We start from the raw sequence: 22735 nt of genomic DNA, 5'->3' as shown, positions 1-22735 counted from the left end.
CGAAACTTCAGTTTCGGGCGATTAGCTCAGTTGGGAGAGCACCTCCCTTACAAGGAGGGGGTCACTGGTTCGAGACCGGTATCGCCCACCACTTCTAAATTATTTTCTTAATCTTCAATAGTATTGCTTTCCTAACTTTAAATTTATTTATTACTAAGTTATAGGAATAAAATTCGCCCTATCATAAAAATCTAGCTAAACATTAAGTTACTCGTTATAATTGCACGCTTTTTGGGCATATGGATTGAGCATAGAGCAACCTAGGTTCATTTTTTATTTCTCACTTTACTTCTTACATTAAGAGGACAAAAAATTGAAAAAATTTTTCGCGAAATTAGCTGTTACGGCAATGGCGTTTTCTTCTGTGGTAGCAAATGCGGCAGAAAAACTTTATGTGTATAACTGGACAGAATATGTACCGTCTTCTCTGTTGGAACAATTCACCAAAGAAACGGGCATTGAAGTGATTTATTCGACCTTTGAAAGTAACGAGGAGATGTACTCCAAATTAAAACTTTCTGGATCAAAAGGTTATGACATCGTTTTCCCATCAAGCTACTATGTGGGCAAGATGGCAAAAGAGGGGATGTTATCGGAATTAGATAAGTCTAAACTCAGCAATTTAAAAAATATTACCCCTGATTTAATGGGTAAGCCATTTGATCCAGAGAATAAATACTCTCTTCCTTATGTGTATGGCTTAACGGGGATTGGAGTAAATGCGACGGATATCGATCCGAAAACAATCAGCAGCTGGGGCGATTTATGGCGTGATGAATACAAAGGCAAATTATTGTTGATGAACGACCCGCGTGAAGTGTTCCATATAGCATTGTTGTTAAACGGTAAATCACCAAATACTGAAAATGAAGAAGAAATCAAAGCGGCTTACGAACGTTTAAAAACGATTGTGCCGAATGTGTTAGTGTTTAACTCAGATTCGCCTGAAATGCCTTATTTGCAAGGCGAAGTATCGGTAGGTATGCAGTGGTCTGGTTCGGCTCACCGTGCGAAAAGCGAAAATCCAGACTTGCAATTTGTCTTCCCGAAAGAAGGTGCTGTGCTTTGGATGGATAACTATGTGATTCCAAAAGGTGCAGCCAATAAAGAAGCAGCACATAAATTCATCGATTTCTTACTTCGTCCTGAAAGTGCGAAAGAAGTGATTGAAATCATGGGCTTCTCAATGCCAAACGAAGGCGTGAAAGCATTGCTTTCGCCAGAATTAGCGAGCGATCCGTTGATTTTCCCTCCAAGTGAGGAGATTAACAAAGGTGTTTTACAAGCGGATGTAGGTCCAGCTGTAGAAATCTACGAAAAATACTGGAATTTGCTAAAAACAGGCGGAAAATAACCGCTTGTCTCTCATATTCTTTCTCCCATAAAGGGAGAATGTGATTTTCCAGCCCTACCCTTATGAAAAGGATAGGGTTATTTATTTACTCGACAAACTTTGAGGTTTTTCATGTCAAATCAACATTCTTTAACGGCAAATCCAGCACCACTTGGTTTATGTGGATTTGCATTAACAACTTGGTTATTAAGCCTCATCAATAACGGTACTTTCGGCGGCGAAAATGTTGGCTTAGTACTGGCAATGGGCTTTGCATTTGGTGGCTTAGCACAAATGTTGGCAGGTCTTTTTGAATTCTCAAAAGGCAACACATTTGGTTTTACCGCTTTTACTAGCTATGGTGCATTCTGGATTTCATTTGCATTATTCAAAGTATTCTTCTCTGAAGGCGTGAGCCACGATTTCGTGGGGTGGTACTTAATCGCATGGGGAACATTCACGCTGATGATGTTTATCGGCACACTCACTAAAGCACGTGCATTACAAGCGATTTTTGCAGCATTAACCATCACATTCTACTTATTAGCAGCAGGTGATTTCACGCATAACACTACATTAACTAACATTGGCGGTAACTTCGGTTTATTAACTGCATTATTAGCGTTCTACTTAGCGGCAGCAGACATCATAAACGATAGCTTTGGTTGTGAAGTGTTGCCAGTAGGTAAACCGAAATAATCTTATTTTCTAAGATAAGGCTAATTGCAAAACTAGCCTTTTTTCATGGGCATATAAACAAAAACTGTTCATTTTCTCTACTATACCTATTTTTAAAGCTTACTCATTATGCTTACACTTTGTGCAGTTGTTAAAACAATGTTCAAACGCAAGCGGTTGATTTTGCATTTTGATTTGCAAAATCAGCTGCTTGTTTGTGTTAAAATGCCCCAAATTCTTAACTATTCAAACATTATGCAAAGCTTAACGCCTTTTCACACCTTTCATCTGCCTGCTAAGGCTTCCCAAATTATTGAATATACTAATGTCGAACAACTTTTAACTGCGTGGCAAACCGCAACTCACGCTAATCAAACTGTTTTGCTTTTAGGGCAAGGCTCGAATGTACTTTTTATCGATGATTTCCACGGTGTTGTGCTGGTCAATAAAATGCAAGGCATTGAACAGCGTGAAGATGCGGACTTCCACTATTTGCACGTGCAAGGTGGGCAGAATTGGCACGAACTCGTAAAAACAGCACTTTCACTGGGTATTTACGGCTTAGAAAATTTAGCCTTGATTCCCGGTGTGGCAGGCTCAGCACCAATTCAGAACATCGGTGCCTATGGCGTAGAATTTGCGAATGTGTGTGATTTTGTCGATGTTGTGCATCTACCAACGGGCAAACGTTCCCGCTTAAGCAAAGAAACCTGCCGTTTTGGTTATCGAGACAGCATTTTCAAGCATGAATACAAAGACGAATATGCAATTATTGCGGTTGGTTTGAAATTGCCAAAAGCGTGGAAACCTGTGCTGAATTATGGCTCATTGGCACAGTTTGATCCTGAAACAGTAACGGCTCAGCAAGTGTTTGAAGAGGTGTGTGCTGTACGCTCGAGCAAATTGCCAAATCCAGATGAATTTGGTAATGCAGGCAGTTTTTTCAAAAACCCTGTGATCGATGCTGCCACTTTTCAGCAAATTCAGACTGCTTATCCGAACATTCCAAACTATCCGCAAGCGGATTGTACGGTCAAACTTGCTGCAGGTTGGTTAATTGACCAATGCGGTTTAAAAGGTTTTCAAGTAGGCGGAGCAGCCGTGCATACCCAGCAAGCGTTGGTGTTGATTAACAAAGAAAACGCTACGGGAATGGATGTGGTGAATTTAGCAAAAGCTGTTCGTCAACAAGTGCGTGAAAAATTTGGCGTAGAGCTGCACCCTGAAGTGCGTTTTATGGGCAAAAATGGCGAAATTGATAGTGAGTTGATTACTAGATAATATTTAACGCTTAATTGATTAAAAAAATTTTATGATACCTATCAATATTCAATTCTCTATAAGGAAACTGTTTGTGTTGTAAAATATAGTATTTTTCTCTAATAAAGCATAAAATTGCAACATTTTATAAAAGCATTGCCGATTTTATGGGCTTTAATGACATTGCTCACAGAATTTTTAAATGGTAGGATTTGCGAACTTTTTACTTTATTGAGAAAAATAATATGTCAAATCAACTTCGTAATGATCCGAAAAAAGTGGCAATTGCCTCAATGATCGGCACTGCAATCGAGTTCTTCGATTACTATATTTATGCAGCAGCGGCTGTGTTGGTCTTTAACACGCAATTCTTTAAAAGTGGCGATCCAGTTTCTGATGAGCTACTTTCCCTTTCTACTTTAGCATTAGCTTTCTTTGCTCGCCCGATTGGTTCTGCATTATTTGGACACTTCGGTGACAGAATCGGTCGTAAAAAAACCTTAGTTGCCTCTTTATTATTGATGGGCGGTTCAACCGTGATGATCGGTTTATTGCCAAACTATGAAACTATTGGCATTTGGGCACCTGTTTTACTTTGCTTATGCCGTGTTGGTCAAGGTTTAGGCTTAGGCGGCGAATGGGGCGGTGCAGCATTAGTAGCAACCGAAAATGCACCTGAAGGCAAACGTGCGTGGTACGGTACTTTCCCTCAATTAGGTGCACCGATTGGGTTGTTCATAGCAAATGCTTCATTTTTCTTAGTAAGTTACTTTTTAGGTCATGAAGGCTTAGTAGAATGGGGCTGGCGTATTCCGTTCATCTCTTCAATTGCGTTGGTTATAGTGGGCTTATGGGTGCGTTTAACCTTGCACGAAAGCCACGTATTCCGCGAAGCTGAGCAACAAGGCAAAACGCAAAAAGCCCCTGTTTCTGTGGTCTTCCGTCATCATTTAAAACCGTTAATTCTTGGTACATTCATTATGACGGCAACTTACGTGTTGTTCTATATTATGACGGCGTTCGCACAAGTGTATTCTCGCTCGCCAGCAAAACTCTCTGAAGCAGGACACGCAATGGGTTTAGGCATTGCACCTAATATATTTACAGGCTTATTGTTATTAAATGCTATCGTATTTGCGATTTTTACCAGTATTTCGGGCATTTATGCAGACAGAATTGGTCGTCGTAAATTCTTATTATGGGTAACCTTTGCAATGGGGATTTTCGGCTTAGCTATGCCATTATTCCTATCAAACGGTACTCCAATGTCTGTATTCTTCTTCCTTGTCGTGGGTATGGTGTTAATGGGCTTCACTTTCGGTCCGATGGCAGCATTACTTCCTGAATTATTCCCAACAGAAGTACGTTATTCTGGTGCATCATTGGCGTATAACTTCGCGTCAATTTTGGGGGCAACCATTGCGGCAACCTTCGCGATCAAAATTAATGCCGCTTACGGGATCTTAGGTGTCGGCATCTATTTAGCGGTAAATGCATTGATTACCTTTATCGCTTTATGGGCATCAAAAGAAACCAAAGATTTAGACTTAACGAAAGCCTAATTTTAGCTTAAATAATATGATATGATTTTCACCTAGTATTGTGGATCAACCGCATTGCTAGGTGATTTTTTATGCAAACTATGAGAGAAAAATGAAACTCAATCAATCTCAAATTCAAGAAGCCTTGCTTTGCGGGCAAGCCTTTGTGTTCGATGAAATTAACTCTACTAATGCTTACTTGCTTGAACATTATCAAACGTTAGAACAAGGTACGGTTTGTCTTGCGGAAACCCAAACCGCAGGTCGGGGTAGACGAGGCAGAACATGGTTTTCACCTGAAAGTGAGAACCTTTATTTCTCAATTCTGTGGCATTACAAACAAGAAGAATTAGACAATTTACCTGCGTTGAGCTTGGTTGTTTCGCTGATTATTGCCGAAGCTCTACAAGCCCAAAATGTGCAAGATATTCAGATCAAATGGCCGAATGACGTCTATTACCAAGGCAAAAAAATGGGTGGGATTCTGATTGAAACTAAAGCTAACCGAGAGGGTATTCATTTGGTGATTGGAATCGGGCTGAATTTAGGAATGACGCAAGTGGATGAGAAAATCGTCACGCAAGCGTGGTCAGATCTTTCGCAATACCATTTCGACCGTAATAAACTCGTCTGCGATTTAGTGCAGGCATTGCAAAAAAACTTGAAAATTTACCCGCTTGTTGGCTTCTCTCACTATCAAGAGCGTTGGCAAGCATTCGATATTTTCCAAAATCGAGTTGTTAAATTGATTGCCAACGATCACGAAATTCACGGTACTTCACGTGGTATTAACGAACAAGGCGAGTTATTGCTTGAGCAAAATGGCGAATTGAATGCTTTTGCGATTGGCGAGATGTCGCTCAGATCAGAATAAAAATAGAATAAAAGATGAATAATAAACCTAAAGCGATTTTTTTAATGGGCCCGACCGCTTCGGGCAAAACTGACTTGGCAATTGCCTTGCGTGAAAGCCTGCCAGTGGAAGTGATTAGTGTAGATTCCGCCTTGATTTATAAGGGAATGGATATCGGCACAGCAAAGCCAAGCCCTGAGGAATTGGCAAAAGCACCGCACCGCCTGATCGATATTTTAGACCCAGCGGAAAGCTATTCTGCTATGAATTTCCGAGCCGATGCCTTAAAAGAGATGGCAGAAATCACTGCAAGCGGTCGAATTCCGTTGCTCGTTGGCGGCACGATGCTTTACTACAAAGCTCTGATTGAAGGGCTTTCGCCGCTACCTTCTGCTAATAGTGAAGTGCGAGCTAAAATTGAACAAAAAGCAGCAGAATTTGGTTGGGGAGCTTTGCACCAAGATTTGATGGTCATCGATCCTGTTTCGGCAAATCGTATCAATCCCAACGACAGCCAGCGTATCAACCGTGCGTTGGAAGTGTTCTACATTACTGGTAAAACGATGACTGAACTCACTGCCCAACAAGGCGAAAGTTTGCCCTATGATGTATTGCAATTTGCTATCGCCCCTGAAGATCGGGCTGTGTTACATCAACGCATTGAGCAGCGCTTTCATAAAATGATTGCGCTTGGTTTTGAACAAGAAGTACGAAAGCTATTCGAGCGCGGCGATTTGAATATTGATTTGCCGTCTATTCGTTGTGTGGGCTACCGCCAAATGTGGGAATATCTGCAGGGCAATATTTCGCTTGATGAAGCGATTTTCAAAGGCATTTGTGCCACTCGCCAGCTTGCAAAACGCCAAATCACTTGGTTGCGTGGCTGGCAAAGTGAAATTACGTGGTTGGATAGTTTGCAGCCTGAAAGGGCGCAAGACGTTGTGTTGGAAAGGTGGGAAAATTCGATCATTTCAGATTGCTGATAAAACTAAAAAGTTGACATTTCTCGTGGGGCGGACTTCAGCCTGTCAATAATAAAAGCAAAGGGTTCAAATAGCGGACTAAATTCCGCTCTACACCAAAAGGACTTTGTTAATAATCTGAAATGGCGAGATGATCTCGCCATTTTGCTATCTTTGTTTTACTTCAATCTTTTTCGTACATTTTCATAGGCTGGTAAACGATTACGACACTTCTCCATGCAACCTTTGCAATAATCGATCCATTGCTCGATAACCTAAAGCCTCTGCTAAATGCATTTGTTTAATTTGCTCTTCGCCAGCTAAATCAGCAATGGTTCGGGAAACTTTTAAAATACGGTGGTAAGCCCGCACCGATAAGCCTAGCTTTGTTAAAGCACTTTCTAAAAACAACGCATCTTGTGGCGATAAAGCACAATCTCGCTCGATTTCTCGAGTATTAAGCTGAGAATTGATTTTCCCTGCACGCTTAAACTGAATATCCCTTGCTTTTAACACTCGTTCTCGCACTTGTGCTGTTGTCTCCCCTCGATTCTCATTGCCACTTTGCAACGCCCCTTGCGGTAAAAGTGGGACTTCAATTGAGAGGTCGAAGCGGTCTAAAAATGGTCCTGATAAACGGTTCAAATAACGGATGACCTGCTGTGGTGAAGTACGGTTGTGCGTACCTTGATAATGTCCTGTTGGGCTTGGATTCATCGCAGCAATTAGCTGAAAACGAGCGGGAAATTGCACCTTGGCATTAGCACGCGAAATAATGATTTCACCTGATTCCAACGGCTGGCGTAGCGCATCTAACACTTTACGCTCAAATTCTGGAAGCTCATCCAAGAATAAAACGCCATTATGGGCGAGCGATATTTCGCCAGGTTTTGGGATCGTTCCCCCGCCAACTAACGCCACCATTGAAGCACTGTGGTGCGGTGCACGAAATGGGCGATCTTTCCAATTAGTAAAATTCAGTTCATTTTGTACAAGGCTTGTAATGGATGCCGTTTCAATCGCTTCTTCATCCGACATCTCAGGCAAAAGATCTGCCAAACGGCTGGCAAGCATTGTTTTGCCTGTACCTGGAGGGCCGAGAAAAAGCAGATTATGTTGCCCAGCTGCAGCAATTGTTAAGGCTCGCTTGGCGTGTTGTTGCCCAATAATATCGGTCAGATCACGTTTAACAAGCGGTGTATTTTCTTCGCTATTTTGCGGAATGTCTTGGGCAACAGGGAGTGTATCTCGTCGGTTAAGAAAATTGACCACTTGCAATAGCGAATGGGCAAAATACGTTTTAGCATTAGAAACAAGCGAAGCCTCATTCGCATTCTGCTTGGCTAAAATCATCTGGCGTTTTGCTTTCTCTGCGGAAATCACTGCAGGAATCGCTCCTTGTACGCCTCGCAAAGAACCAGTAAGAGCCAACTCACCTAAAAATTCAAAGCGTTTAAGCAAGTCTGAATCAATCTGCCCTGATGCAGCAAGAATACCAATGGCAATTGGCAAATCGAAACGTCCGCCTTCTTTTGGTAAATCAGCAGGTGCAAGATTGATGGTAATGCGTTGCGGTGGATAGAAAAAATTGGCATTAATCAAAGCACTTCGCACGCGATCTGCTGCTTCTTTCACTGTAGTTTCAGGTAAGCCAACAATGGTCATTTTCGGGCTGCCGTTGCTAATGTGCACTTCGATCGTGACTAAAGGAGCTTCCACGCCAATAGAAGCTCGGCTATAAACAATTGCTAAAGACATAATCTCTCCATTTTTAATCGCAACAGCATAAAAAGAGAGAGCAAAATCACCAAGCAGAAATGTTTAGATTTTCGAGTGAGATCACAAAAATAGTAAGAGAGTGCTTGTTTTTGCTGATTTTTTATCAGACTTACCAGCAATTTAGTCAAAATATTTATGCAACTTAAAGCAGATTATTTTTTAATCTGAAATTGTTTTTTTTGGGTCTTTTCGTGTATTATTCCAGCCTCTTTTTTGATAAAGAGTCACTCGAATAGTCATGATATTGGCTAATTATTTTAACGTAATATTAAATTTAAGGCATATAAAAAGCGGTTCAAAATGGTAAAACTTTTACCAAATTGAACCGCTTGTTGTTTCTAGCTATAGAAATTATTTCTTCTCTTCCGCTTTAATCATATCTGCTGGAATAAAGGATTGTTGGACTTTTTCCATATGTGGCAGATTGTGGGCAATACCTTTATGGCAGTCGATACAAGTTTTGTTTTGCTCTTGTGCCAAGGCGTGCATTTGTTGTGCTACCGTTTTTTGTTGGGTGAAGTCCATATCGTCAAAGTTGTGGCAGTTGCGGCACTCTTTTGAGTTGTTGGCTTTCATACGTGCCCATTCACGTTCTGCCATTTCTAAGCGGTGTGCTTCGAATTTCTCTTTGGTATCCACTTTGCCCGTAATGTGTGCATAAACTTCAGTCGAAGCCTGCATTTTGCGAATCATTTTCGGCACAAATTCGTGTGGCACGTGGCAGTCAGAACAGATCGCTTTCACGCCTGAACGGTTGCTGAAGTGAATGGAGGCTTGATATTCAGGCACAACATCGTTCATATGACAATCCGAACAGAACTGCTCTGTGTTAGTCATTTCCATCCCTTTGTTAAAGCCAGCTGAGGCAATTAAGGTGCCAACACCGATGATAAGAATCAATGTACCAATTGCTAATTTACTCGGCGTACGAAGCCAAGTACAAATTTTTTTAATCATTTCGTTGCTCCTTATTTGCCTTGTGCCTGGCGAATAGTGTCAAATTTATTTTGAATAATTGGGTTTACGTTTGCTTGTTGCACGTGGCATTGTAAGCAGAAGTAACGGCGCGGTGATGTACCTTCAGTGCGTTTGCCATCGCGATCTAAGAAATGGCTTTCTGGCACACGTGGTGCACCTGTAGTTGGGGCAACATCAGGTGAGTGGCAGCCCAAACATTGGTTGGCATTTTTCGTTACTTGTAAACCACGAATGCTGTGTGGCACGAGTGGCGGCTGGTGTGGGAAAGTAATCGGAATATTACCCACATCTTTAGGAGGGGTGGTAAAGGCTGGGGCAATACTTTCTGCCGCACCTTCAATATTATTTGCCACTTTTGGGGCATCTGCTAAAGCTACACCCGAAAGTGCCATTAGCATTACAGCAAGGAATTTTTTCATAAATCACTCCATTACAATTTTACAAATTTTTAATGTTAATCTGCTTCTCAAACCGAGAACCAAATGCAAAAACATTTTCAGCGCAGACATCAATGCAACGTCCGCAAGTAATACAATCTTTCGCCAAGACAATAGGGCTATCTTCAGGCTTACCGTGCAGTGGAATACGCAACACTTGTGGCTCTGGGCAGACGTTGTAGCAGTCCATACAGCGGTCGCAACGGTTGCGATCCACCACATTCACTTTCACTAAACTTTTTGCTCCAATTACGCCATACATTGCCCCAATCGGGCAGAGATGGCCGCACCAGCCGTGTTCGGCAACCAACAAGTCAAACAGGAAAATAACTGCAACTAGCCAGAGCGTTGCTCCTAAGCCATAAACAAAAACACGTCCAAGAGCAGCGACGGGGTTAATCCACTCCCACAGCAGCGAGCCTGTGAAAGCACTGCCGACTAAAATCACACCTAGAATCACATAACGTAATTCGCGGGAGATTTTTAGCGATTGACGAATGCCGAGTTTGCGTCTGAGCCACGCAGCGGCATCGGTCACTATATTCATTGGACAAACCCAGCTACAAAAGGCTTTGCTTGCCACCACCGCATAAAACAGCACAATGATGAACGCACCGATAAGCGTAGTCATTTCAGGCAAGTAACCTGTGGCTAAACTTTCTGCGGTAATCAGTGGATCAGTCAGTGGCACGGTGTCGAATAACATACTCGAGCTATAATTGCCTTTTAAGATCCAGATATTCCACATCGGCCCGCTCAAAAACATCAAAATGATGCTTAATTGGCTGAGCCGTCTTAAAATCAAGAAGCGATAAGCTCGCCACCATCCCAATTTTTGCCGAGCTTCTAAGCCCGCATCTTTGGGTTTATTTGGGGTATATTTTGGAGCAACTGCCACTATTTCACCCCCTTAATGTTTAAGTCTAAATTTGGGAAATGTTCCGCTTCTGGCACAGTGGTTGAACTTGGCACATAATCCATAGAAGCACGGCTTGGTGTTGCCACTTTCTGATTTGGCTTCACTTGCATTGGTTTATAGCTTGCTTCACTCATCCCCTCTGGCATTCTTGCCTCAAACTGCGGACGCAATCCATCAGGGTGCTGTTCCTCAATTAGAGCTTTACCTGCATTCTGTTTCTCTTTCCAACCTAAGCGATAATGGCGACCGAGCAAGCCTTTGGCTAAATCCATTGGAAGTACTTTAATCGCCGCCTCTTCTAACACACATGCTTGTTCACATTTACCGCAGCCTGTGCAAGCATCAGAATGCACGGTTGGAATCAATTTGGCGTGAATGCCTGTGCGATCGTTATGGACATTCTCAAGCGTAATCGCCTTGTCAATCAGCGGACAAACTCGGTAGCACACATCGCAACGCAATCCTTGCCAGTTCAGGCAGGTTTCGTGGTCAAGTAACACAGCCAAGCCCATACGGGCATCGTTGATATTTTTAAGCTCTTCGCTTAATGCACCACTCGGACAAGCATTCATACAAGGAATATCGGGACACATTTCGCAAGGCTTATCGCGTGCCACAAAATACGGCGTTCCTGCTTCCATCGGAGCAATCAGCGAAGCTAAGTGCAACATATCGTAAGGACACGCCTGCACACACTGCCCACAACGGGTACAAGCGGCTAAGAATTCATTTTCTGGTAACGCCCCAGGTGGACGCAAAGCCACGCCTTCTTTCGCCTTAGCTTGCTGTTGTTGCAATCCAAGAATAACGCCTGCTCCACATACCCCTGCCGCAGTTCGTGTCACATTTTTCAAAAATTGACGGCGGTTTGGATCTAGTTTCATAGCGTTTCCTTTTTGTGGTATTCAAGCGGTCGGATTTTGCAAAAGATTTGCGGAAATTGCCCGCTTGGTGATATAGATCCCCCTCTTTAGCAAAGAGGGGTTAGGGGAGATTTGGCAGAAGTAACTTCAACCTCATAGGAGATGAGACATCGTAATCAAATCTCCCCCTGCCCCTCTTTTCTAAAGAGGGGAGTATATTTACGCCTTAACCACTTTCACCGCACATTTTTTGTAATCGGTTTCGCCTGAAATAGGGTCGGTTGCATCTAAGGTTAATTTATTGGCTAACTGACCTGCATCGAAGAAGGTGGTGAAAATCAAACCTTCTGGGCATTTGTTACGACCGCGGGTGTCTAAGTGTGAAATCATTTCACCGCGACGGGTAATGAGTTTCACTTTATCACCGTGACGTAAGCCACGTTTTTTCGCATCCGCTGGGTGCATCCACACTAAGTTGTTCGGGAAGGCACGGTGCAATTCAGGCACGCGACGAGTCATTGTACCTGTGTGCCAGTGTTCTAACACACGACCTGTACAGAGCCATAAATCGTACTCTTCGTCTGGGCTTTCCGCAGGACCCTCATACGGCACACCTAAGATAATCGCTTTTTTGTCTGGATATCCATAGAATGCCACGTCTTCGCCCGCTTTCACATATGGGTCGAAGCCTTCGCGGTAACGCCATAAGGTCTCTTTAAATTCGCCTGTTTTTTCATCTTTCACCACTGGCCAGCGTAAACCGCGCACTTGGTGATAAGTGTCGAATGAGGCTAAGTCGTGACCGTGACCGCGACCGAATGAAGCATATTCTTCAAACAAGCCTTTTTGTAAGTAGTAACCGAAGTGATCCGCTTCATCGTTGAGATAACCAGGAATATCGGTTGGCACCTTGAATTTGTTTACTTCGCCATTTTCGTAAAGCACTTCATAAAGTGTTTTGCCACGATATTCAGGCATTTGTGCTAATAATTCTTCGCCCCATACTTCGTCAGTTTTGAAGTATTTAGAGAATTCCACGATTTGCCATAAGTCTGAACGAGATTCGCCTGGGCCTTTGACTTGTTGACGCCATAACTGTGTACGACGCTCTGCGTTACCATAACCACCCTCTTTTTCTACCCACATACAGGTTGGAAGAATTAAGTCTGCCGCCACCGCAGAAACTGATGGGTAAGGGTCTGAAACCACGACGAAGTTCTCAGGGTTACGCCAGCCTGGGAAAATTTCTTCATTAATATTTGGACCACCTTGCATATTGTTGGTACACATCTGCCATAGGAAATTCATCTTGCCATCTTTTAAGGCGCGGCTTTGTTGTACTGCTGGATAGCCTGGCACAGTTGGGATCGTGCCTTTTGGTAATTTCCATTTTTTCTCAGCAATTTCAACGTGTTTAGGGTTGGTGACCACCATATCCGCTGGTAAACGGTGTACGAAAGTCCCTACTTCACGTGCCGTACCACAAGCTGATGGCTGACCTGTTAGCGAGAACGGTCCACAACCTGGTTTTGAGATTTTACCTGTAAGTAAGTGAACGTTATACATCATTTGGTTTACCCACACACCGCGAGTGTGTTGGTTAAAGCCCATCGTCCAGTAAGAAACAATATTTTTCTCCGGATCTGCATACATTTTTGCAAGTGTTTCAAGCTGATCTTTCGGTACGCCAGACATTTCGTGTGCTTTTTCAAGCGTGTAAGGAGCAACTATTTTCTTGAATTCTTCAAAGTCAGAATCGTACATTTTGCCCGCGGTTTTTACATTTTTCGCCGCTTTTTGAAGCGGATGTTCTGGGCGTAAGCCGTAACCGATGTCGGTTTCACCACGTTTAAACTTAGTGTGTTTGTTGACGAAATCCCAGTTTACTTTATCGTTTTGAATAATGTAGTTCGCAATATAGTTGAGGATTGCTAAGTCTGAATGCGGTTTGAAGATGATTGGAGTATCCGCCAATTCAAATGAACGATGTTCGAAAGTAGACATTACCACTACACGCACTTTGTCGTTTGATAAACGGCGATCAGAAATACGACTCCATAAAATAGGGTGCATTTCTGCCATATTAGAGCCCCAAAGCACAAAAGCATCAGTTTTTTCGATGTCGTTATAGCAACCCATTGGTTCATCCATACCGAAGGTTCGCATAAAAGCTACCGCTGCCGATGCCATACAGTGACGGGCATTCGGGTCGATAGTGTTAGAACGTAAACCTGCTTTCCACAGTTTCACTTTCGCATAGCCTTCAAAAATCGTGGTTTGACCCGAAGAGAACATACCGACAGAATTCGGCTCTTTTTTCTTCAAAGTATCTTTTACTTTCTCAGCCATAATGGTAAAAGCCTGATCCCAAGTCACAGGCGTGAAGTCACCTTCTTTGTGGAATTTGCCATCTTTCATACGCAATAAAGGCGTTTGCACACGGTCTGCACCGTACATAATTTTTGAAAGGAAGTAACCTTTGATACAGTTTAACCCACGATTTACTTCTGCATCTGGGTCACCTTGAGTCGCAACTACACGACCATCTTTGGTTCCTACCAATACGCTACAACCTGTTCCGCAGAAGCGACAAGGTGCTTTATCCCACTTAATGCCTATATCTTCCGCATAGACGTTTTTAACAGGAATAGTCATTCCCGCTGCCGCCGCTGCCGCCATCGCTGCATTGGCTTTCATAAAATCTCTACGATTGAGTTCCATAATTTTTCCCACGCTATTATTTTTCATCTAAATAATTTGAAATTAATGACACTACAATCACACCTGAAATGCCTTTAATTTCATCCATTAAATCAGCAAGAGCTAATTGACGATTACTTTCAAGAGTCACCACCAATTTTCCCTCCTCAGGTTTCTCACCATGGATTTCTGCCGTTGGGATGGCTAAAATCTCAGCTTTCACCTGCTCTAATTTTTCTGGTCTGGCTTGCACTACAATGCTACACACATACCAATTTTCGTTTTCGCTAAATTGACTCATCAGAAATCACTAAAATATTAATTATCCACAAGGCTAATTGCCTTGGTTGGGCAAACACTTAAACAAGCCCCACAGCCGTTACAAGCGGTTAAATCTAAAGATAATGTTGCCATTCCGCCTAAACTTGGACGGAATCGAATGGCTCGCTCAGGGCAATAATCACCACAAGAACGACACTCGATTTTTCGTTGCAATAAACATTGCTCGGAAATTTCCACCTTATGTGACCAAGCCGCTTCGCTGGTTAGCAAAAAAACAGGCTCTGGACACACTTTTACGCATTTTTCGCAGAAGGTGCACTCCTTGTCGCCAAGAGTAAAATCCACCTCTGGAAAACCGCCCGCACCTTGCTTGATAATCTTGGTTTCACAAGCTGTTACACACTGCCCGCAAGCGGTGCATTTTTCCAAGAAATTTGCCAAATCCGCCCAAGGTGGACGAACTGCCGAATAGCCTTGCAGCTGGGTTTGCTCTGTTTTCAGCGTATTTAAAAATTGCCCGCGTAAAAAAGCACGTCGTGGCAAATGTTGATCGGTTAAATCACTCAAAACAGATTTTTCTCTTACAGAATATTGGATGGATATTATCCAATTTTTCCGATTTTTCCCTTATCACCTGAAAGGGGTATTTAAAAAGCTAATCTTCCTTTTATTGATGAGAATCAAAGAACGATAGAGAAAATTTTGTTTCGCAGGTAAAATGTACTAAAAGCAAATAACAAAAGGAACACAATATGACCCATCTTATTATCTATGCTCATCCCAATCCTGAAAGTTTCAACCAAGCGGTTTTGCAAAAGGTGGTTGAGGCTTCCAAAGGGCATAAGGTCATTATTCGCGACCTCAATGCCAGAAATTTCCCGCCCGTGTTGAAATGGCAAGAGTGTATCAACACCTTCAGCAAACAATACGAAGAAGATGTGCAAGCCGAACAGGTCCTCTGGAAAGAAGCGGATTTGATTACCTTCGTTTACCCGCTTTGGTGGATGGGTTTCCCCGCAATTTTAAAAGGTTACATCGACCGCGTATTAACCCACGGCTTTGCTTACCAAACAGGCAAAGAGACTATTGGCTTGCTCAAAGGCAAGAAAATTCAACAGTTCGTAACGATGGGTAATACCAATGAAAAATATGAACAAAAAGGTTTTTTGCAATCGCTTGACCACACACTTGGCAACGGTTTATTTAACTTCTGTGGTGTGGAAAACGTGCAAATGCACTTTTTAGGCGGCACAGGCATTCCAACCGTGGATTATTCAACGGTATTGGAGGGGGTGAAAACCAAAACACAGGAGATGTTACGTTAGGAGTTACTATGCTTACATTTTTTATCAGCTGCCTAATACTCGGCTTATTCATCGGCTTTCTGGCAGGTTTATTTGGCATTGGCGGCGGGCTAATTATTGTGCCCGCATTGGTTTATCTTTTCCCGATGGTGGGCGTGCCGCCTGAACATTTGATGTCGGCGGCACTTGGTACTTCCTTTGCAACCATCGTCATTACCGCGTTTTCTTCCGCACAACGCCATCATAAGTTGGGTAATGTCGATTTAGGCATCGCGAAAGTGTTGCTGCCTTCTATTATGATTTCCGTCTTTCTTTGTGGGCTGTTTATCAGCGGTTTAGATGCCCAACTAGCGAAGAAACTCTTTGCAGTGATGGTGGTCTATATGGCGGGCAAGATGATTTTCTCATTGAAAAAATCAAGTAAAATTCGACCGCTTACCAAGCAGAGTATGGTTGTCGCAGGTGGGATTATCGGGGCGTTATCGAGCATTGCGGGCATTGGTGGCGGCGGTTTTATTGTGCCGTTTTTAAATGGTCGAGGCGTGGAGATGAAAGCCGCAATTGGTACTTCCTCTTTCTGCGGAGCGTTTTTAGGCTTGGCGGGTATGTTTAGCTTTATCGCCAGCGGTTGGAGTGTGCCAGATTTGCCTGAATTTTCACTTGGTTATGTGTATTTGCCTGCGTTAGTTGGTATTACACTGACTTCATTTTTTACCTCAAAACTTGGTGCAACTGCAGCAAATAGCTTGCCTGTACCGATCCTTAAAAAAGGTTTTGCTTGCTTGTTGTTGGTGATGGCTGGGAAGATATTTTTGAGTTAGCTATTATTTTACAGCGTCTAAAAAATCCCCTCTTTGCTAAAGAGGGGAATGTTTCAGAATTCTTATTACACAGAAATTCACATAAGGAAACCTATGAATTCACAATTTTTAACTTTCCCTCAAATCGATCCGATTATTTTCAGCATCGGTCCGATTTCACTGCGTTGGTACGGTTTAATGTACCTCATCGGTTTTGGTTTTGCCTATTGGCTTGGTATGCGTCGAGCAAAAAATTCGCACGGTGTTTGGACAAGTGAAAATGTCGATCAACTGCTATACACAGGCTTTTGGGGAGTGGTGTTAGGTGGTCGTATTGGTGATGTATTCTTCTACAGTTTTGGCCATTTTTTGCAAGACCCGCTTTATCTTTTCCGTATTTGGGAAGGTGGGATGTCATTCCATGGTGGCTTAATTGGCGTGATTGTTGCAATGATTTGGGTTTCCCGCCGCCAAGCTCGCTCATTCTGGCAAACGGCTGATTTTGTTGCACCGCTTATTCCGTTTGGATTAGGGGCGGGGCGAATTGGGAATTTTATCAACGACGAACTTTGGGGCAGAGTTACAGATGTGCCTTGGGCGGTAATGTTCCCAAATGGCGGTTATTTACCACGCCACCCTTCACAGCTTTATGAATTTTTCCTCGAAGGTGTTGTGCTGTTTATTATGCTGAATGTGTTTATTCGTAAACCTCGACCAACAGGTTCGGTTGCAGGCTTGTTTTTAATTGGCTATGGTGTGTTCCGTTTCTTAGTGGAATATGTACGTGATTTCGATCCAACAGTAAACACCGCAGCTGACTTAATCACCCGCGGTCAGTTGTTATCACTCCCGATGATTATTGGTGGGATTGTGATTATGCTTTGGGCGTATAAACGAAAAGATTAAAAGAATGCCCCTGATCACTCAGGGGCATATGAACTTTATTAGTTCATATATAAACCACCATTCACATGGAGGGTTTCGCCGTTGATGTAGCGGGCATCGTCAGAGGCTAAGAATGCCACGGCTTTAGCGATATCTTGTGCCGTGCCTAATTCGCCCGCAGGGATTTGACTTAAGATCGCTTCTTTTTGTGCTTCGTTAAGCTCATCTGTCATATCAGTTGCGATAAAACCTGGAGCAACCACGTTCACGGTAATGCCACGTGATGCCACTTCTTTTGCCAACGATTTTGAGAAGCCGACTAAGCCTGCCTTCGCTGCACAATAGTTGGTTTGACCAGGGTTACCCATTGAGCCAACTACCGAGCCGATAGTGATAATGCGGCCACCTTTTTTCATCATTGGGCGAAGCACAGCTTTGGATAAGCGATAAACCGAGGTGAGGTTGGTTTGAATGATGTCGAACCAATCTTGGTCTTTCATACGCATTAACAAGCCATCGCGTGTGATGCCTGCATTGTTGACAAGAATGTCAATGTCGCCCACTTCTGCTTTGATTTGGGCTAGAACAGCATCAATAGATTCTGGCTCAGTGACGTTTAACACTAAGCCTTTGCCTTTCTCACCTAAGTAAGCTGAAATAGCTTCTGCCCCTTTTTCAGAGGTTGCCGTGCCGATTACGAATGCACCTTTTGCACTTAATTCTTCTGCGATTGCTCGCCCGATTCCACGGGTTGCCCCTGTGACTAATGCGATTTTACCTTGCATTGTGTTTTCCTTTATTCGTAGGGTGGGCTTCAGCCCACCAAAATAGTTCTAAATTTTCAATAGTGGGCTAAAACCCACCCTACAATTATGCTTCTACAGCCTCAAACGACGCCACATCATTCACCGCTTTTGCTGAAAGCTCTTTGACGATACGGCTGGTTAAGCCTGTTAATACTTTACCTGGACCGATTTCGTATAGCGTGGTTACGCCATCTTTTGCCATTTTTTCAACGATTTCTGTCCAGCGTACAGGGCTGTAAAGTTGACGAACTAATGCATCGCGAATTTTATCTGCATCAGTTTCGGTTGCCACGTCCACATTGTTAATCACAGGCACAAGCGGTGCATTTAGTGTGATGTTTTGCAATGCTTCTGCTAATTTGTCTGCCGCTGGTTTCATTAACGCACAGTGCGAAGGCACGCTCACTGCTAATGGCAATGCACGTTTTGCCCCTGCTTCTTTACATAATTCGCCTGCACGCGTTGCAGCAGTTTTCGTACCAGCAATCACCACTTGACCAGGCGAGTTGAAGTTCACTGCTGAAACAATCTCACCTGTTTCGCTAGCTGCTTGTTCACATGCTTTGATGATTGCTTCATTATCTAAGCCGATAATCGCAAACATTGCACCAGTGCCTGCTGGCACGGCTTGTTGCATTGCGTTGCCGCGTAGTTCAACTAATTTGATTGCATCTTGGAAATCTAACACACCTGCACAGACTAAGGCAGAGTATTCGCCCAAGCTGTGACCCGCCATCACAGACGGTTTTACTTCAGGGAATTTTTGCTGCCAAATGCGGAAAAGTGCTACAGAAGAAGCCAATAATGCAGGTTGTGTGCGTTGCGTTTGACCAAGATCTTCTGCTGTGCCGTTTTGAACTAAATCCCATAAATCATAGCCAAGCACATCGCTTGCTTGTTTGAAGGTTTCTTCCACGATTGGATATTGTGATGAAAGATCAGCAAGCATTCCAACCGCTTGTGAGCCTTGACCTGGGAATACCATTGCAAAATTAGACATTGTTGTTCCTCTTGTAAAATGGAAGCGGTGAGATTTGGCAAAAATTTTGCGAAATTCAACCGCTTGAAAATAGAAATAGTGTATCAGTTTTGAGAAATTTGGCTCATCGGAGCAGATTTAATCAGGAGAATAATAAAGTTTACCAATTTCAATGCGGTTTCGACCTGTTTCCAAACGCCATTTGTTGGAATCGCGCAAAGAGTAAACACAGCCACAATATTCTTGTTGATAGAAACGTTCGCGTTTGCTGATTTCAATCATACGTTGCGAGCCACCACCTTTACGCCAGTTATAGTCCCAATAAACCACATCATCATAATGAGAAGCCGCACGATGTCCGCAATCGTTAATTTGATTCATATCTTTCCAGCGGGAAATACCTAAACAGCTGGTAAACACAGGGAAACCGTGCTCGTGAGCATATTGTGCCGCTTTTTCAAAACGCATATCAAAGCACATTGTGCAACGAATGCCTCGTTCGGGTTCCCATTCCATCCCTTCCGCTTTTCTAAACCACTCTTTGCGGTCGTTTTCGTAGTCGTCATCTACATCAATAAAGGGAATATTGTGTTTTTCGGCAAAGCGGATATTTTCCTCTTTGCGGATCATATATTCCTTGAGCGGATGGATGTTTGGATTATAAAAATAGATCGTAAATTCTATTCCAGAGGCAAGGATCGCTTCCATCACTTCGCCCGAACAAGGTGCACAGCAAGAGTGAAGCAGAAGTTTATTATGTCCGTTTGGTAATTCCAATTTTGGACGCACGAATGGTGCGTTTGGATCTTTGCCTTTGCGGGTAAGTTTACGTTTTTGTGGTAACGCCTCTTTGTGTTCTTGAGGCTGGAATGTTTGTTCTGTCATTTTTAATAATTAACTTTTATAAAAGTCGCCTAATTGATAGGTTGTAATTGGCGTAATATATAATTGATATTTTTCAACAAGCTCAATAATTTTATTTCCATCGATTAAAGTGATTGTTCTTGTTCCTTCATTTTTTGCATTCGTATAAGCATCTTTAGCAAAGCGAGTTGTTGAAATAAAAATGCCGTATTCTGCTCTGAATTTGTCCATTGCTCCTCGAAATTTATCAATTTCAGGTGAGCCAATCACTTGATTTTCATTCCAACGTTTAGCTTGGATTGCAACACGTGTTGTCCTAAAATCATCAGAAATTGTATAGCCAAACCCATCAATTCCTCCATCTCTAGTAGCAGAAACACCGATTGAATTATCAATTTCTACGCCCATTTTTCTAATCAATGCTCGACAAAAAGCTTCAAACTTTTTAGGCTCCATGCTTAGTAAAGCTTGTTTTAGCTCTTCTTTCCATGCTTCACTAGGATCGATAGATTCTTCAACTTCAATCTTTTCTTCTAATGGATAGTCAGTTTTTTTGTTTTTTTTACTTCGTTTCTTCCAAGCTGGATTTGAATAAGCATAAATATCTTTATCAATATCAAGCTTTGTAAGATCTTGCATTATGCCTTTTGTCGTGAGTTGAACGTCCCCTCGTTTTGGGCAGGTAAGAAACCCTGCCATTTCAAGATTTGTAATACTAAAATTAAAAACGAAGTTAAATGGATGATATATTCCGTTTTTGGAAGGACGAGTTTTATCAATTGCTTCTTCTGAAATTTCATCAGAATTTCTAAGCTCATTTTTGATTTCATTTCTCGTTGCCTGTCCGCCTAATTCTTGAAGCGTTTTTAATAAAATAGGCATTAAAAAACGTTCTTGTTGGCTTCGACTCATATCTTCAAATTGCATATAAATACCTTAATAAGCTCGATCTACAGATAAGTATGCCAATGAAATCAACGCTTGTTTATATTCGCTTTCAGGTAATACCGCTAACGCATCTACTGCTTTTTGAGCTTCAGATTTAGCTTTTTCCATCGTATAATCGAGCGATTTATGCTCAGCCATAATAGAGAGCACTTGATCAATATCTTCACGATTCCCGCCATTTTCGATCGCTTGGCGGATCAAATTTGCTTGCTCTTCATTGCCGTGATGCATTGCGTGCAGAAGCGGCATCGTTGGTTTACCTTCCACGTAATCGTCACCCACATTTTTGCCGAGAGCTTGGGCATTGGCGGAGTAGTCAAGAATATCATCCACTAACTGGAATGCTGTGCCTAAATAGCATCCATAATTTTTGAGTGCGGTTTCAATTTCTTCACCTACATTGGCTACGATCGCCACACATTGAGTCGCAGCTTCAAACAAGCGGGCGGTTTTATTGTAAATCACACGCATATAGCTCTCTTCGGTCGTATTCGGATCGTTCACATTCATCAGTTGCTGAACTTCGCCTTCTGCTAACGCATTCGTGGCTGCCGACATTACTTTAAGTACTTCAAGCGAATCCACCGAGGTCATCATCTGGAAAGAACGGGTATAAATGTAATCGCCAACTAGCACACTTGCCGCATTACCGAAAGTGGCATTGGCGGTTTCACGACCGCGACGCATATCGGACTCATCCACAACATCATCGTGTAAAAGGGTGGCAGTATGCACAAATTCAATAAATGCGGCAGTCGTAATTTGCTTGCTGCCTTGGTAGCCTAACGCACGTGCGGCAAGCACGGTAATTAACGGGCGAATGCGTTTGCCACCACCACTAATAATATAAAAGCCAAGCTGATTAATTAGCGGCACTTCCGAGTTCAGTTGAGCTAAAATTTCAGCATTTACCAATTGCATATCATTGGCTGCCAAAGCTTGAATTTGATCGAGGGTAAGTTTTTGAGTCATCTTTTCTTATCTAAAAGCCAAAAATTAGATTGATTTTACCGCACTTTCTATTAGCTGCAAAATTTTGTTAAAAATCGAATAAAGCAATCGTTAAAAAAGCGGTTTTAGCAAGAAATTGGCTAATATGGGAAACAAGATTTTTTCAAATTTTCTAAAATTCGTTCTTGCTCTTTGTTTTCTTTTTGCGTAGAATTGCAACCCTATTTTATATGAATTTAAAAGTGTCTCTCGCAGAGCGTAAAAGGCACAAATTAGCGGAGTAAATATGTACGCAGTTTTCCAAAGTGGCGGCAAACAACACCGAGTGAGCGAAGGTCAAGTGGTTCGTTTAGAAAAACTTGAAATTGCAACTGGTGAGAAAGTTGAATTCGACTCAGTGTTAATGGTCGTTAATGGCGAAGATGTTAAAATTGGTACACCAGTAGTAGCTGGTTCTAAAGTAGTGGCTGAAGTAGTCGCCCACGGTCGTGGCGAGAAAGTTAAAATCGTTAAATTCCGTCGTCGTAAACACAGCCGTAAACAACAAGGTCATCGTCAGTGGTTCACAGAAGTGAAAATCACTGGGATTCAAGCATAATTTCAGAGGAGATCA

General features: G+C 42.6%; 23 protein-coding genes and 1 tRNA gene. 11 read left to right on the top strand and 13 right to left on the bottom strand.

Annotated elements, in window-relative coordinates:
• The first annotated feature begins 15 nt into the window (after positions 1-15).
• The 7 genes from KH943_RS03960 to miaA all read left to right on the top strand — a co-directional run bounded on the left by KH943_RS03960 (position 16) and on the right by miaA (position 6648).
• Positions 16-91, top strand: a tRNA-Val gene (locus KH943_RS03960).
• Positions 92-313: 222 nt separating this feature from the next.
• Positions 314-1354, top strand: a complete 1041-nt coding sequence (locus KH943_RS03955; RefSeq protein ID WP_304107864.1) for an extracellular solute-binding protein — start codon at positions 314-316, stop codon at positions 1352-1354.
• A 111-nt stretch (positions 1355-1465) separates the two neighbouring features.
• Complete coding sequence (locus tag KH943_RS03950) at positions 1466-2032, top strand: acetate uptake transporter (protein WP_304107861.1); 567 nt, start codon at positions 1466-1468, stop codon at positions 2030-2032.
• A gap of 234 nt (positions 2033-2266) precedes the next feature.
• Positions 2267-3292, top strand: a complete 1026-nt coding sequence (gene murB / locus KH943_RS03945; protein ID WP_304107867.1) for a UDP-N-acetylmuramate dehydrogenase — start codon at positions 2267-2269, stop codon at positions 3290-3292.
• Positions 3293-3516: 224 nt separating this feature from the next.
• Positions 3517-4833: an MFS transporter gene (locus KH943_RS03940; RefSeq protein ID WP_304107858.1), complete on the top strand. Its 1317-nt coding sequence runs from the start codon at positions 3517-3519 to the stop codon at positions 4831-4833.
• 91 nt (positions 4834-4924) lie between these two features.
• Positions 4925-5686: a biotin--[acetyl-CoA-carboxylase] ligase gene (locus KH943_RS03935; RefSeq protein ID WP_304107854.1), complete on the top strand. Its 762-nt coding sequence runs from the start codon at positions 4925-4927 to the stop codon at positions 5684-5686.
• A 14-nt stretch (positions 5687-5700) separates the two neighbouring features.
• Entirely contained in the window at positions 5701-6648 is a 948-nt protein-coding gene (gene miaA, locus KH943_RS03930; protein ID WP_304107851.1) for a tRNA (adenosine(37)-N6)-dimethylallyltransferase MiaA, read from the top strand.
• 201 nt (positions 6649-6849) lie between these two features.
• Here miaA and KH943_RS03925 read toward each other — a convergent pair whose 3' ends face one another.
• The 8 genes from KH943_RS03925 to napF all read right to left on the bottom strand — a co-directional run bounded on the left by KH943_RS03925 (position 6850) and on the right by napF (position 15152).
• Positions 6850-8385 carry a YifB family Mg chelatase-like AAA ATPase gene (locus KH943_RS03925; RefSeq protein ID WP_304107849.1) on the bottom strand — a complete coding sequence of 512 codons (1536 nt, stop codon included), beginning with the start codon at positions 8383-8385 and terminating at the stop codon, positions 6850-6852.
• Positions 8386-8757: 372 nt separating this feature from the next.
• The gene (locus KH943_RS03920; RefSeq protein WP_304107846.1) at positions 8758-9363 is read right to left on the bottom strand and encodes a NapC/NirT family cytochrome c; all 606 of its coding nucleotides are present in this window, start codon (positions 9361-9363) and stop codon (positions 8758-8760) included.
• A gap of 11 nt (positions 9364-9374) precedes the next feature.
• The gene (locus tag KH943_RS03915) at positions 9375-9803 is read right to left on the bottom strand and encodes a nitrate reductase cytochrome c-type subunit (protein ID WP_005707052.1); all 429 of its coding nucleotides are present in this window, start codon (positions 9801-9803) and stop codon (positions 9375-9377) included.
• 19 nt (positions 9804-9822) lie between these two features.
• The gene (napH, locus tag KH943_RS03910; RefSeq protein ID WP_304107841.1) at positions 9823-10719 is read right to left on the bottom strand and encodes a quinol dehydrogenase ferredoxin subunit NapH; all 897 of its coding nucleotides are present in this window, start codon (positions 10717-10719) and stop codon (positions 9823-9825) included.
• Entirely contained in the window at positions 10719-11624 is a 906-nt protein-coding gene (gene napG / locus KH943_RS03905; protein WP_119222195.1) for a ferredoxin-type protein NapG, read from the bottom strand. The genes napH and napG overlap by 1 nt, the downstream gene beginning before the upstream one ends.
• A gap of 198 nt (positions 11625-11822) precedes the next feature.
• Positions 11823-14324, bottom strand: a complete 2502-nt coding sequence (napA, locus tag KH943_RS03900; RefSeq protein ID WP_304107836.1) for a nitrate reductase catalytic subunit NapA — start codon at positions 14322-14324, stop codon at positions 11823-11825.
• Between the two features lie 16 nt (positions 14325-14340).
• Positions 14341-14604, bottom strand: a complete 264-nt coding sequence (locus KH943_RS03895) for a chaperone NapD (protein WP_005707085.1) — start codon at positions 14602-14604, stop codon at positions 14341-14343.
• Between the two features lie 17 nt (positions 14605-14621).
• Positions 14622-15152, bottom strand: coding sequence for a ferredoxin-type protein NapF (napF, locus tag KH943_RS03890; protein WP_304107830.1), 531 nt, complete (start codon positions 15150-15152; stop codon positions 14622-14624).
• A 185-nt stretch (positions 15153-15337) separates the two neighbouring features.
• Between napF and KH943_RS03885 the strand changes: the two genes are divergently transcribed.
• From KH943_RS03885 to lgt, 3 genes are all read left to right on the top strand, one after another.
• Positions 15338-15910, top strand: a complete 573-nt coding sequence (locus KH943_RS03885; protein WP_304107827.1) for an NAD(P)H-dependent oxidoreductase — start codon at positions 15338-15340, stop codon at positions 15908-15910.
• A gap of 8 nt (positions 15911-15918) precedes the next feature.
• Positions 15919-16710 carry a sulfite exporter TauE/SafE family protein gene (locus tag KH943_RS03880; protein ID WP_304107824.1) on the top strand — a complete coding sequence of 264 codons (792 nt, stop codon included), beginning with the start codon at positions 15919-15921 and terminating at the stop codon, positions 16708-16710.
• Positions 16711-16803: 93 nt separating this feature from the next.
• Entirely contained in the window at positions 16804-17595 is a 792-nt protein-coding gene (gene lgt, locus KH943_RS03875; RefSeq protein WP_304107822.1) for a prolipoprotein diacylglyceryl transferase, read from the top strand.
• A 38-nt stretch (positions 17596-17633) separates the two neighbouring features.
• Here lgt and fabG read toward each other — a convergent pair whose 3' ends face one another.
• From fabG to ispB, 5 genes are all read right to left on the bottom strand, one after another.
• Complete coding sequence (fabG, locus tag KH943_RS03870; RefSeq protein WP_119222415.1) at positions 17634-18359, bottom strand: 3-oxoacyl-ACP reductase FabG; 726 nt, start codon at positions 18357-18359, stop codon at positions 17634-17636.
• A gap of 85 nt (positions 18360-18444) precedes the next feature.
• Entirely contained in the window at positions 18445-19380 is a 936-nt protein-coding gene (gene fabD / locus KH943_RS03865; protein ID WP_304107818.1) for an ACP S-malonyltransferase, read from the bottom strand.
• Positions 19381-19497: 117 nt separating this feature from the next.
• Positions 19498-20244 (bottom strand): epoxyqueuosine reductase QueH, encoded by a 747-nt coding sequence (locus KH943_RS03860; RefSeq protein WP_304107815.1) that lies wholly within the window; start codon positions 20242-20244, stop codon positions 19498-19500.
• Between the two features lie 9 nt (positions 20245-20253).
• Positions 20254-21150: an Mrr restriction system protein gene (locus tag KH943_RS03855; protein ID WP_304107812.1), complete on the bottom strand. Its 897-nt coding sequence runs from the start codon at positions 21148-21150 to the stop codon at positions 20254-20256.
• Between the two features lie 9 nt (positions 21151-21159).
• Positions 21160-22143 carry an octaprenyl diphosphate synthase gene (ispB, locus tag KH943_RS03850; RefSeq protein WP_304107809.1) on the bottom strand — a complete coding sequence of 328 codons (984 nt, stop codon included), beginning with the start codon at positions 22141-22143 and terminating at the stop codon, positions 21160-21162.
• 265 nt (positions 22144-22408) lie between these two features.
• Here ispB and rplU point away from each other — a divergent pair, with 265 nt between their 5' ends.
• A complete protein-coding gene (rplU, locus tag KH943_RS03845; protein WP_040218750.1) occupies positions 22409-22720 on the top strand; it encodes a 50S ribosomal protein L21 in 312 nt (103 codons plus the stop codon).
• Positions 22721-22735: the final 15 nt, after the last annotated feature.

This window comes from Haemophilus parahaemolyticus, assembly GCF_018373095.1.
Lineage (GTDB): Bacteria > Pseudomonadota > Gammaproteobacteria > Enterobacterales > Pasteurellaceae > Haemophilus_A > Haemophilus_A parahaemolyticus_A.
Note: the sequence above shows the minus strand (reverse complement) of the source record. Positions and strands in the feature narration are given on the sequence as shown.

Bases quoted from the DNA above. Each gene is read 5' to 3' on its own strand.
- KH943_RS03950 (WP_304107861.1), top strand. From the start codon at position 1,466: ATGTCAAATCAACATTCTTTAACGGCAAATCCAGCACCACTTGGTTTA.
- murB (WP_304107867.1), top strand. From the start codon at position 2,267: ATGCAAAGCTTAACGCCTTTTCACACCTTTCATCTGCCTGCTAAGGCT.
- KH943_RS03940 (WP_304107858.1), top strand. From the start codon at position 3,517: ATGTCAAATCAACTTCGTAATGATCCGAAAAAAGTGGCAATTGCCTCA.
- KH943_RS03935 (WP_304107854.1), top strand. From the start codon at position 4,925: ATGAAACTCAATCAATCTCAAATTCAAGAAGCCTTGCTTTGCGGGCAA.
- miaA (WP_304107851.1), top strand. From the start codon at position 5,701: ATGAATAATAAACCTAAAGCGATTTTTTTAATGGGCCCGACCGCTTCG.
- KH943_RS03925 (WP_304107849.1), bottom strand. From the start codon at position 8,385: ATGTCTTTAGCAATTGTTTATAGCCGAGCTTCTATTGGCGTGGAAGCT.
- KH943_RS03920 (WP_304107846.1), bottom strand. From the start codon at position 9,363: ATGATTAAAAAAATTTGTACTTGGCTTCGTACGCCGAGTAAATTAGCA.
- KH943_RS03915 (WP_005707052.1), bottom strand. From the start codon at position 9,803: ATGAAAAAATTCCTTGCTGTAATGCTAATGGCACTTTCGGGTGTAGCT.
- napG (WP_119222195.1), bottom strand. From the start codon at position 11,624: ATGAAACTAGATCCAAACCGCCGTCAATTTTTGAAAAATGTGACACGA.
- napA (WP_304107836.1), bottom strand. From the start codon at position 14,324: ATGGAACTCAATCGTAGAGATTTTATGAAAGCCAATGCAGCGATGGCG.
- KH943_RS03895 (WP_005707085.1), bottom strand. From the start codon at position 14,604: ATGAGTCAATTTAGCGAAAACGAAAATTGGTATGTGTGTAGCATTGTA.
- KH943_RS03885 (WP_304107827.1), top strand. From the start codon at position 15,338: ATGACCCATCTTATTATCTATGCTCATCCCAATCCTGAAAGTTTCAAC.
- KH943_RS03880 (WP_304107824.1), top strand. From the start codon at position 15,919: ATGCTTACATTTTTTATCAGCTGCCTAATACTCGGCTTATTCATCGGC.
- lgt (WP_304107822.1), top strand. From the start codon at position 16,804: ATGAATTCACAATTTTTAACTTTCCCTCAAATCGATCCGATTATTTTC.
- fabG (WP_119222415.1), bottom strand. From the start codon at position 18,359: ATGCAAGGTAAAATCGCATTAGTCACAGGGGCAACCCGTGGAATCGGG.
- fabD (WP_304107818.1), bottom strand. From the start codon at position 19,380: ATGTCTAATTTTGCAATGGTATTCCCAGGTCAAGGCTCACAAGCGGTT.
- KH943_RS03860 (WP_304107815.1), bottom strand. From the start codon at position 20,244: ATGACAGAACAAACATTCCAGCCTCAAGAACACAAAGAGGCGTTACCA.
- KH943_RS03855 (WP_304107812.1), bottom strand. From the start codon at position 21,150: ATGCAATTTGAAGATATGAGTCGAAGCCAACAAGAACGTTTTTTAATG.
- ispB (WP_304107809.1), bottom strand. From the start codon at position 22,143: ATGACTCAAAAACTTACCCTCGATCAAATTCAAGCTTTGGCAGCCAAT.
- rplU (WP_040218750.1), top strand. From the start codon at position 22,409: ATGTACGCAGTTTTCCAAAGTGGCGGCAAACAACACCGAGTGAGCGAA.